General features: G+C 49.0%; 7 protein-coding genes and 1 pseudogene. 1 reads left to right on the forward strand and 7 read right to left on the reverse strand.

Annotated features, from left to right (window positions below; all coding sequences use genetic code 11):
- Positions 1-134: 134 nt before the first annotated feature.
- The 4 genes from rimI to AC4EVX_RS12460 all read right to left on the reverse strand — a co-directional run bounded on the left by rimI (position 135) and on the right by AC4EVX_RS12460 (position 4242).
- Positions 135-611 carry a ribosomal protein S18-alanine N-acetyltransferase gene (gene rimI, locus AC4EVX_RS12445; RefSeq protein ID WP_490160314.1) on the reverse strand — a complete coding sequence of 159 codons (477 nt, stop codon included), beginning with the start codon at positions 609-611 and terminating at the stop codon, positions 135-137.
- Positions 608-1375, reverse strand: a complete 768-nt coding sequence (tsaB, locus tag AC4EVX_RS12450; protein WP_308452138.1) for a tRNA (adenosine(37)-N6)-threonylcarbamoyltransferase complex dimerization subunit type 1 TsaB — start codon at positions 1373-1375, stop codon at positions 608-610. Before tsaB ends, rimI begins: the two co-directional genes overlap by 4 nt.
- Positions 1376-1468: 93 nt before the next feature.
- Positions 1469-1897 carry a tRNA (adenosine(37)-N6)-threonylcarbamoyltransferase complex ATPase subunit type 1 TsaE gene (gene tsaE / locus AC4EVX_RS12455; protein ID WP_177978354.1) on the reverse strand — a complete coding sequence of 143 codons (429 nt, stop codon included), beginning with the start codon at positions 1895-1897 and terminating at the stop codon, positions 1469-1471.
- A 188-nt stretch (positions 1898-2085) separates the two neighbouring features.
- Positions 2086-4242, reverse strand: coding sequence for a helix-hairpin-helix domain-containing protein (locus AC4EVX_RS12460; protein ID WP_177978353.1), 2157 nt, complete (start codon positions 4240-4242; stop codon positions 2086-2088).
- Between the two features lie 214 nt (positions 4243-4456).
- Here AC4EVX_RS12460 and AC4EVX_RS12465 point away from each other — a divergent pair, with 214 nt between their 5' ends.
- Positions 4457-4807 carry a DUF4190 domain-containing protein gene (locus AC4EVX_RS12465; protein ID WP_308451542.1) on the forward strand — a complete coding sequence of 117 codons (351 nt, stop codon included), beginning with the start codon at positions 4457-4459 and terminating at the stop codon, positions 4805-4807.
- A gap of 398 nt (positions 4808-5205) precedes the next feature.
- Here AC4EVX_RS12465 and AC4EVX_RS12470 read toward each other — a convergent pair whose 3' ends face one another.
- From AC4EVX_RS12470 to prfB, 3 genes and pseudogenes are all read right to left on the reverse strand, one after another.
- Entirely contained in the window at positions 5206-6423 is a 1218-nt protein-coding gene (locus tag AC4EVX_RS12470; RefSeq protein WP_490160315.1) for a homoserine dehydrogenase, read from the reverse strand.
- Between the two features lie 38 nt (positions 6424-6461).
- On the reverse strand, positions 6462-6908 hold the full coding sequence (locus AC4EVX_RS12475) for an ACT domain-containing protein (RefSeq protein ID WP_177978350.1): 447 nt from the start codon (positions 6906-6908) through the stop codon (positions 6462-6464).
- A gap of 154 nt (positions 6909-7062) precedes the next feature.
- Positions 7063-8124: pseudogene (gene prfB, locus AC4EVX_RS12480) on the reverse strand (peptide chain release factor 2); the annotation flags it as partial.
- Between the last annotated feature and the right edge of the window lie 17 nt (positions 8125-8141).

Consider the following 8141-nt stretch of genomic DNA (forward strand, 5'->3'; position numbering starts at 1 on the left):
CCGGGCGGATTCCGGACTTGCACCGGTTAGAAACGTGCGCCGCCGGGCGCACTCACACAAAAAGGGGTAGCCCACATCTGGGCTACCCCTGCATTATAAACACAAAACTCTCAGTTTTTAAGTGGGAATTGATGTCAATTCCCGTCGTTTCGGGCAGTTACACAAACAGGATCGGCATTATCCATCCGTTTCCACATGATCAACGCATCCTCGGTCGGATTATGGTAATATCCCTTTCTCACAGCTTCCGCCTGAAATCCCCACGACTCATAGAGATGGCGCGCCGGTGCGTTGCTCTCCCGAACTTCCAGGCTGATGGCGCTCACCTGCTCAAATGCAGATTTTTCCATCATGCTCTTCATCAGCTGTCCTGCAATTCCCTTTTTGCGAAATTCCGGTCTTACCGCGATTCTCTGCACCTCGCCCTCCCCGGCGAGAATCCGAAGATTGCAGTATCCGAGAATCTGTCCGTCCTGGGCGAACACATAGTAGGTGTCATAGGCGCTGTAAAGCCCAGATTCGAGAAGTTTATACGACCAGTTTTCAGAAAAACAGATCCGCTCAAGCTCTGCCACTGCCTCGAGATCTGCCTCCTCCATCAGGCGAATCATGCCTTGCCCTCTCTCTGACTTCCATCGCCAACCGAATGACCCGCTGCGAGCTCTGCAACCTTGCCCTGACGCTTTGCCTCCTCAAGCTCTCGCTCTGCCTGTGCCTTGCGCAGATAATCCGGCTTGTGCTCCATCGCCGTCTCGGTCTTTCCCTCTGTAAAATAGACAGCTCCAAGCACGGCAACGCTCGCGCCTCTCTGTCTGGAACACTGAGCCGGTGCAAAGGAGAATGGAACCTCCAGATTTTCTTTTAAAATCTGTGCGTTGACCGGAACACCATCCCCGAGCAGAATCACGCGCTCCCCGTACTTGTTCAGCTCTCTCGCAAGCTCTCTCGTATCCATCATGCACGGCTCCATCACCGTCTCAAATTCCTGTTCAAACCGATAAACTCCGGTATAAACCTGATTGCGACGCGCATCCATCATCGGACAGATCAGTGCAGATGTGCCATAGAGATTGTATGCCATTGCATCGAGAGTCGGCACATGGATCAACGGCTTCTTCAGTGCAAGACCGAGTCCCTTTGCTGTCGCAGACCCGATTCTGAGTCCCGTAAACGATCCCGGACCGCCCGAAACCGCAATCGCATCGATCTCACTCAAATCAAGCTCAATCATCCGACACACCTCATCAATCATCGGAAGCAGGGTCTGCGAATGTGTCTTCTTAAAATTGACGGTGTACTCCGCTGTCACGACCTCGTCCGTGACAACTGCCACTGATGCAACGAGAGATGAACTCTCAATTCCCAAAATTTTCATCATCAAATCCTCTCATTTTTCAATATCGCTTTTTTATCACTTTTTTATCACTTTTCTTCTATCGTTCAACCTTTCAAACCGGGCAATTATCATCTAAGAAACCGTGATCTTTCGGTAATCAAAGCCCTGTTCGAGATCTTTCTCGATCTGAATGTGAATCACATTGTCCGGTAAGATCTCCGGCACGAGCTGAGCCCACTCAATCAGGCAGACTCCCTCTCCGTAAAAACAGTCCTCGTAACCGATCTCATCCATCTCGCTCACATCCCCGATCCGGTATACATCAAAATGATAGAGCGGAAGTCTTCCGTCCTCATACTGCTGTACAATCGTAAAGGTCGGGCTGTTTACCGGTCCCTCAATTCCGAGACCTTTTGCAAATCCCTGAGTAAAGACGGTTTTTCCGACCCCCAAATCTCCGTCCAGACAATAAATCTGTCCCGGCTGTGCATTCCGTCCCATCTCGAAACCAAATGCATAGGTTTCTTCCGGTCCGTTTGTTATCTTCTCGATTTTTTCCATCTCTGTCTATCCCTTCTATCGCGCTTCTATATCTCTCTTCTATAATTTCTCTTTATATTTTTCTTCTCTGTTTATCCCTGCCTGCTTCTGCTCATCTTTTCGATCAGCCTGCATTTTGCCGGTTTTCTCTCTTATCTTACTTTTATTCTACTTTTTCTGCATCCTTTTGATTCTGAACATGCAGTCTCTCACTTTTCTTTCGTCTTCATCGTCAGGGAAATTCTCTTTTTTGCGAGATCCACACTCAGAACCTTCACTTCCACAATATCCCCGACACTGACTGCCTCGAGCGGGTGGCGGATATAGCGATCCGTAATTTGAGAAATATGAACGAGACCGTCCTGATGAACACCGATATCCACAAACGCACCAAAATCAATGACATTTCGCACCGTTCCCTGAAGAATCATCCCCGGCTTCAAGTCCTTCATCTCCATCACATCGGTTCTCAAAATCGGTTTTGGCATCTCCTCTCGCGGATCTCTGCCCGGCTTCTCTAATTCCTTCACAATATCTCGCAGAGTTACCTCTCCGATGCCAAGCTCCCCTGCCAGCTTTCCATAACCGGAAATCTTCTTATTCAGACCAGAAATTCCACCCTTTGCAAGATCCTCCACTCCATATCCCAGCTTTTCAAGCAATTTCTGAGCCGGTCCATAACTCTCCGGATGTACAGAAGTCGCATCAAGCGGATTTTTCCCTCCATTGATTCGCAGAAAGCCCGCGCACTGCTCATACGCCTTCGGTCCGAGTTTTGCCACTTTCAGAAGCTGTTTTCTCTCCGTAAATGCACCGTTTTCCTCGCGGTAATCCACAATGTTCTTCGCGATTGTCTTCGTGATTCCGGAAATATATCCGAGAAGCGGAGCGGAAGCCGTATTCAGATCCACACCGACGCGGTTTACACAATCCTCCACGACACCTCCAAGTGCTGTGCCTAACGTCTTCTGGTTCATATCGTGCTGATACTGTCCGACTCCGATCGATGCCGGATCAATCTTCACAAGCTCCGCAAGCGGGTCCTGAAGGCGTCTTGCAATCGAGGCTGCACTTCTCTGCCCGACATCGAAATTCGGAAATTCCTCGGTCGCCAACTTGCTCGCAGAGTAAACCGAAGCTCCCGCCTCGTTGACAATTACATACGAAACCTTCTCCGGAATCTCCTTCAACAACTCCACAATGATTTTCTCCGACTCTCTCGATGCAGTTCCATTTCCGACCGAAATCAAAGAAATTCCATACTTGCGAATCAACTCTTTCAGTACCTTTTTCGATTCCTCAACCTTATTCTGCGGAGCAGTCGGGAAAATCACCGTCGTGTCGAGCACTTTTCCCGTCGGATCAACGACAGCGAGCTTACATCCGGTTCTAAATGCCGGGTCCCAGCCGAGAACCACTTTTCCCGCAATCGGAGGTTGCATCAGAAGCTGCTGCAGATTTTTTCCAAAGACATGAATCGCCCCTGCCTCCGCCTGCTCTGTCAAGCCTGCGCGAATCTCTCTCTCAATCGCCGGTGCAATCAGACGCGCATAACTGTCTTCCACTGCCTCCTGAAGGATCGGACTCGTATACGGATTCGGATTCTTCCCGTGAATCACCTGACGTTTAAGATAAGCCAGAATCTCATCCTCCGGCGCTTCAATCCGGACACTCAGAATCTTTTCCTTCTCTCCGCGGTTGAGCGCAAGCACACGATGACCCGCACACTTCCTGATCGGCTCCTGATACGCATAATACATCTCATACACCGATTCCTGCTTCTCATCCTTTGCAGTTGAGACAATCAGACCCTTTTCCGTCGTCGCACGGCGAATCCAGGCCCTGTAATCTGCCTGATCGGAAATATGCTCCGCAATGATGTCTCTCGCCCCGTCAAGCGCGGTCTGAACATCCGGCACTTCCTTTTCCGGTGCAACATACTTCTGAGCCACTTTTTGCAGATCCTCGTCCGTCTTCTGAAGAAGAATCAGATTGGCAAGCGGTTCTAAGCCCCTCTCCTTCGCAATCATCGCTCTTGTTCTGCGCTTCGGGCGATACGGCAAATAGAGATCCTCAACCGCAACCATCGTCTGAGCAGAGCGAATCTTCGCCTCAAGCTCCGACGTCAGCTTTCCCTGCTCCTGAATCGTCGCAAGCACTTGCTCCTTCTTCTCCTCAAGACCGCGCAGATATTTGAGACGCTCATCAAGATTTCTCAACACCTCATCATTTAAAGATCCCGTCACTTCCTTGCGGTAACGGGCAATAAACGGAATCGTGTTTCCCTCATCAATCAGGCGCACCGCTGCCTCCGCCTGCTTATATCCAATTTGCAATTCTTCCTGCAAAACCTTTATGATATCCATATGCTCTTATATGTCCTATCTGATATTCTATTCTCATTTTAAATATTTTTCTTGTATTTTGTGGAATTTTCTGATCAGAAAATTCCGTAGAATATTGTACCTCATATCAGATTCAGATTCAAGTCGACCCTTGAGGTTGATTTCTTTTTGTGTTACAATGGCGATACTATTTTTACTAAATAATCAAGAACACATAAGAAAGGTATTTTATTTCATGACACCATCTGAATCATCAAAATCTGCATTTCATATATGTGCCACAACCAGCCTGCTCTGCGGAATCCTCGGCATTTTTTCATTTTTCTACCCACCGATTCAGCTGATTTTCGGCTCCTCCGCACTGATTCTCGCCTACGTTTCAAAAAACAGCGGTTCCCTGCACGGCTCCGCAATCGCCGGAATCATTCTCGGAGTCCTCTGCATCATCAGCAGTTTTGTAATTTTTAAAGAGTATATCTGGATCATGGATCTGCTCGACGATCCCGCTTCCTCGGCAGAGATCAAAGAAATGATTCAGACCTACCGCGATCTGATTGAGCAGGCACTCCCGCTTCCAACCACCTGACAAGATTTATTCAGGAACAATTTTCCCCACATTTCTTAATCAGAAAATCTGTCGGGAACGTTTCACCCAAACTCAGAAAATCTATTAAATTTTTGTTATATCAAGGCAACAAAAAACACCGGCATTTTCCCTGAATTTATTACAGAGAATATGTCGGTGTCTTTTTTGAAAAAATTGAAAATGTGCAAATTTGAACTTACTCTATCTCATGTCCAGCTACGCCGTACACAGAGTCGGTCGTACACAGGTTGCAGAAGCGAGAAAGATTTCGCAAACCCGTGTGAGACGTCGGTGTTTAGGTCGCGTGTTTTGCGACCTTATGCACCGTTACGTCGAACCCGGAGTGCGAACGCGTTTGCGGAACTTATCTCGCTGGCGCAACCGTAAACCGCGACTTTTTAGATTCTCGCGCGGATAAACTGAAGCACCTCTGCCTCTAACTCTGCCTTCTTCGCCATAAACGTAGCCTCCGGCATCTCCTCCGTCACAAATGCGAACTCTCCGGTTCCGTCGAGAACAATCTTCTCAACCTCTCCGAATGCCTCCTCAACCGTCTTCTCCTTGTCTGCAAGCGTACCTGCGACACGAACAAAGTAGCGATGACGAGAAGAAAGCATCGGCTCAATCTCAAGACGCTTTGCATCCCAGCCAAGACGAACATTGCTCTTCAGATTCTGTGCTTCCTCAATGATATCTGCGACAACGGCACTTGCAGTCGGGAGCTTTCCTGCACCACTTCCGTAGTACATCGAAGTTCCGAGCATATTGCCCTCGACGAGAATTCCATTAAATACATCGCTGACCATATACAGCGGATGATCCTTTCCGATCATCACCGGTGCCACCCATGCATGCACCTTATCGCCGTCAATCTGGCTCGTTCCAAACAGCTTCACGGAAGCGCCCATCTTCTCTGCATAGCGGAAATCCACATCCGTGATCTTCGTGATTCCCTCGGTGTAGATGTCCTCGTAGTTGACCTCATGACCGGTTGCCATAGCCGTCAGGATTGCGATCTTACGGCAGGTATCATGACCCTCCACATCTGCCTCCGGATTGCGCTCTGCATAGCCAAGATCCTGTGCCTCTTTGAGAGCAGACTCAAACGTTGCTCCACACTTGTCCATCTTCGTCAGGATATAATTCGTCGTGCCGTTTAAGATTCCGGTGATCTCCTCAATCTTCTCTCCATTCAGACAACGATACAGAGGGCGGATGATCGGAATACCGCCTCCCACACTCGCCTCAAACATGAAGTTTACGGATTTCTCGCGTGCGATCTCGAGAAGCTCAGTACCGTAAGCTGCGACAAGTGCCTTGTTGGAAGTCGTCACATTTTTTCCCGCAAGCAGACATGCCTTTACGAACGGATAAGACGGATTGAGACCTCCCATCGTCTCCACTACGATGCTGACCTCCGGATCTTCCTCAATCACCTTGAAATCATGGATGATCTTGTCTGCAACCGGGCTGTCCGGAAAATCTCTCAGATCCAATACATACTTTAATGCAACTTCCTCACCGACTGCCTCTGCAATCTTCTCTCTGTTCTGCTCAAGAACCTCCGCAACACCGGAACCGATTGTGCCATAACCCATGATTGCTACCTGTATCATTGTCTCTTCCTCACTTTTCTCTGGTTTTCCCAGCCCGCTTATTCTCTGGCCAGAATCTTAACGTAATGAATGCCCTGCTGTTCTTCAATCTCTTCCACCATCTTCGACACATTTCCGGTGTTGGATTTAACCTCGACAGACAGAGTCAGCGTCGCCACGCCGTTGACGGGAATACTCTGGTGAATCGTAAGAATGTTCGCCTTATAAACTGCTACAATGTGGAGCAGATCGGAGAGGAGTCCCTGCTCATCATCCATCTGAACCACAAATGTGACTGTTTTTCCCTTTGTGTTGTCATAGAACGGAAAAATATCATCCTTGTACTTGTAAAAAGAGCTACGGCTCAAACCGACCCGCTCTGTGGCATCCTGTACCGTCAGCGCCCGTTCCGATTCGAGAAGCCTTTTCGCCTCCACAACCTTCAACAGTACTTCTGGCACCGCTTTCTGCTTTACCACAAAATACTTGCTCTTTTCTTCTGCCATCTCTGATTTCCTCCGTCGTTTGTTCGTGTAACAAGCACACTTGTGCTCATGTGGAAGATATTAGCACAAAAAGAAACAGGATGCAAGCATTTTATAACATGCACCCTGTTTTTCCGTTACATTCCGATCCATTCGTATTATCGTTTTAATCTTCTTAGTCCTCGGAAGCCGTTCTTCGATCCGGACATCCCAGGCTCAACCAGCGCAGGTATGCACTGATAAACGGATCAAGCTCTCCATCGAGAACCGCACTCACATTTCCGGTCTCCTCACCGGTACGCAGGTCCTTGACCATCGTGTACGGCTGAAGTACATAGGAACGGATCTGGCTTCCCCAGCCGTTCTCCATGACCTCGCCTCGAATATCAGAGAGTTTCTCCGCATTCTCCTGCTGTTTGAGCATATACAGCTTTGCCTTCAGCATCTGCATCGCCTTGTCCTTGTTCTGGAACTGGGAACGCTCATTCTGGCACTGTACCACGATTCCTGTCGGAAGATGCGTGATACGGATTGCAGAAGACGTCTTATTGATGTGCTGACCACCGGCACCGCTCGAACGATAGGTATCGATTCGCAGATCATCCGGATTGATATCGACATCGAGATCCTCCTCGATATCCGGCATCACATCACAGGAAACAAACGAGGTCTGACGCTTGCCTGCCGCATTGAACGGGGAGATGCGCACAAGACGGTGCACACCTCGCTCGGACTTCAAATATCCAAACGCATTCTCTCCGTTGATCTGAATCGTCACCGACTTGATTCCTGCCTCATCGCCGTCGAGATAGTCGAGAACTTCAGTCTTGAAGCCCATCTTGTCTGCCCAACGACAGTACATGCGGTAGAGCATCCCACACCAGTCACAGGACTCGGTTCCACCCGCACCGGCATTCAGGCGCAGGATCGCATTGTAGCGATCATACTCGCCGGAAAGCAGGGTCTCCATGCGGAGCTTCTCGAGGTTGTGCTCAAGCTCGGCAAGCATCTCCTCAATCTCCGGAATCACGGATGCATCATTCTCCTCATTTCCCATCTCAATCATGACCTGGATATCCTCATACTGCTGTTCCAGCCCATGATAAAGTTCTACGGTGTCCTTGAGATTCTTGGCTTCCTGCACGAGCTTTGCAGAGCGCTCTGCGTTATCCCAGAATCCCGGCTCCTCCATAGATTTGTCTAACTCATCGATTCGTCTGACCTTGTTATCCAGGTCAAAGTGAATCCCTCACT

The organism is Brotaphodocola sp. (assembly GCF_983179755.1).

Bases quoted from the DNA above. Each gene is read 5' to 3' on its own strand.
- tsaB (WP_308452138.1), bottom strand. From the start codon at position 1,375: ATGAAAATTTTGGGAATTGAGAGTTCATCTCTCGTTGCATCAGTGGCA.
- AC4EVX_RS12470 (WP_490160315.1), bottom strand. From the start codon at position 6,423: ATGATACAGGTAGCAATCATGGGTTATGGCACAATCGGTTCCGGTGTT.
- AC4EVX_RS12475 (WP_177978350.1), bottom strand. From the start codon at position 6,908: ATGGCAGAAGAAAAGAGCAAGTATTTTGTGGTAAAGCAGAAAGCGGTG.
- AC4EVX_RS12465 (WP_308451542.1), top strand. From the start codon at position 4,457: ATGACACCATCTGAATCATCAAAATCTGCATTTCATATATGTGCCACA.
- AC4EVX_RS12460 (WP_177978353.1), bottom strand. From the start codon at position 4,242: ATGGATATCATAAAGGTTTTGCAGGAAGAATTGCAAATTGGATATAAG.
- tsaE (WP_177978354.1), bottom strand. From the start codon at position 1,897: ATGGAAAAAATCGAGAAGATAACAAACGGACCGGAAGAAACCTATGCA.
- rimI (WP_490160314.1), bottom strand. From the start codon at position 611: ATGATTCGCCTGATGGAGGAGGCAGATCTCGAGGCAGTGGCAGAGCTT.